The sequence below is a fragment of the Nocardiopsis sp. TNDT3 genome, from assembly GCF_003427465.1.
GTDB classification, from domain to species: domain Bacteria; phylum Actinomycetota; class Actinomycetes; order Streptosporangiales; family Streptosporangiaceae; genus Nocardiopsis; species Nocardiopsis dassonvillei.
This window is the reverse complement of the sequence record NZ_QPFC01001268.1, coordinates 1-1,999: the sequence shown is the minus strand read 5'-3', so window position 1 is coordinate 1,999 and position 1,999 is coordinate 1. Positions and strand designations below refer to the sequence as shown.

3 protein-coding genes are annotated in these 1,999 nt (G+C 75.5%); all 3 read right to left on the bottom strand.

Going from position 1 to position 1,999, the window contains the following annotated elements; all coding sequences use genetic code 11:
* A partial coding sequence (locus DQW06_RS26685) for a helix-turn-helix domain-containing protein (RefSeq protein WP_157983621.1) occupies positions 1 to 247 on the bottom strand: 247 nt, incomplete at its 3' end.
* A gap of 59 nt (positions 248 to 306) precedes the next feature.
* Positions 307 to 1,479 (bottom strand): acyl-CoA dehydrogenase family protein, encoded by a 1,173-nt coding sequence (locus DQW06_RS26680; protein ID WP_041552809.1) that lies wholly within the window; start codon positions 1,477 to 1,479, stop codon positions 307 to 309.
* A partial coding sequence (locus DQW06_RS26675) for an acetyl-CoA carboxylase biotin carboxyl carrier protein subunit (protein WP_198662557.1) occupies positions 1,476 to 1,999 on the bottom strand: 524 nt, incomplete at its 5' end. The genes DQW06_RS26680 and DQW06_RS26675, both read right to left, overlap by 4 nt.

Here is a 1,999-nt window from a genome sequence, read left to right as displayed (position 1 = left end):
CGCCGCGCCGCAGCTCCGCGCCGCGGCTGTCGAGCATGTGCCGCAGCACGGCCAGAAAGAGGTCCTCGCGGGTGGGGAAGTGGTGCTGGGCGGCCCCGCGCGACACCCCGGCCCGCCGCGCGACCGCGCCCACGGTGGCGCCGGCCGTGCCCTCCTCGGCCAGGCAGGCCACGGCGGCCTCCAGCAGTCGGGCTCGGGTGGCCCGGCTGCGTTCCTGGCGCGGCTCGCGGTCGGCCCCTGTGTCCACGTCGCTGCTTCCCCCTGTCCCCGCGTCCCCGAGGCGGCCCGTGTCCGCGCGCCGACCGCTCAGTACGACCTGGGCAGGCCGAGGGACTGCTGCGCCACGTAGTTGAGCACCATCTCCCGGCTCACCGGCGCGATGCGCGCCAGGCGGGCGGCGGCGATCGCCGACCCCAGCCCGTACTCGCTGGCCAGACCGTTGCCGCCCAGGGTCTGCACGGCCTGGTCGACCGCGCGCACGCACGCCTCCGCGGCGGCGTACTTGGCCATGTTGGCCGCCTCCCCCGCCCCCGCGTCGTCGCCGGAATCGTAGCGGAGCGCAGCGTGCTGGGTCATCAGGCGGGCCTGCTCCAGCTCGATCTTGACCTGCGCCAGCGGGTGGGCCAGCCCTTGGTGGGCGCCGATGGGGGTGTCGCGCCAGACCGTGCGCTCCCTGGCGTAGGCCACCGCCTTGTCCAGGGCGTGGCGGGCGCTGCCCGAGGCCAGGGACGCGGCCATGATGCGCTCGGGATTGAGTCCGGCGAAGAGCTGGAGGAGCCCGGCCCCGGGGTCGCCGACCAGTGCGTCGGCGGGCAGGCGCACGTCGTCCAGGAACAGCTGGTACTGGTGGTCGGGGCTGACCAGGTCCATCTCGATCCGGCGGGCCTCGAACCCCGGGGCGTCGGTGGGCACCGCGAACAGCGCGGCGGACAGGCGCCCGGTGTCCTCGTCCTGGACGCGTCCGACGACCATGACGGCGTCGGCCACGTCCACGCCGGAGATGAAGGTCTTGCGGCCGTTGAGCACCCAGCCGCCGCCGTCGCTCCGGGCGGTGGTGGTGATGCGGTGGGAGTTGGACCCGGCGTCGGGCTCGGTGATGGCGAAGGCCATGATGGTCTCGCCCGTGGCCAGGCCGGGCAGCCAGCGCGCGCGCTGTTCGGGGGTGCCGAAGCGGGTCAGGACGGTGCCGCAGATGGCCGGGGAGACCACCATCATCAGGGTGGGGCACCCGGCCGCGCTGAGCTCCTCCAGGACGGCGGCCAGGTCGCCGATGCCGCCGCCCCCGCCCCCGTACTCCTCGGGGATGTTGACGCCGAGGTAGCCGAGCCCGCCCGCCTCGCGCCACAGTTCGGTGAGGTAGGCGCCCTCCTTGGCGCGGGCCCGGTAGTACTCGGACCCGTACCCCGCGGCGAACGCGGACACGGCGGAGCGCAGGTCGACCCGCTCGGCGGGTTCGTTGAAGGTCATGGCACCGGTCACGGCGTGGCCCCTTCGTAGTCGAGGACGGCGAGGGGCGCCCCGGCGGGCACCCTCTGCCCCGCCGCGACCGGGATCTCCCGGACGGCACCGGCGGCGGGGGCGGTGACGCGGTGCTCCGTCTTCATGGCTTCCATGCGCAGCAGGGTCTGCCCGGGTTCGACCCGCTCGCCCACGGCGACCTCCACGGCGGTGACCGTGCCGGGCATGGGCGCGGGCAGGGCGCCGGGGTCGACCGCGGCCTCGGGTTCGGGCAGGGGGTCGACGGGGGTGAGGGTGACCGACCCCAGGGGGGAGTCGACGTGGACGTCGCCGCCCGCGGCGGGGCGGTGGACGTCGAAGGCGCGGCGCAGGCCGTCCGCCTCCAGGACCACCCGGTCGGGTGCGGCCGAGAGCACGCGGACACCGGCCTGTTCGGTCAGGTAGGACCCCCTCAGGGTGCGGTAGGCGGTGGTGGTCCTCCTCGTCTCGTCGCCGTCGACGTCGTGCTGGCGGACGAAGGGCTGGGAGGGCAGGCCGCGCC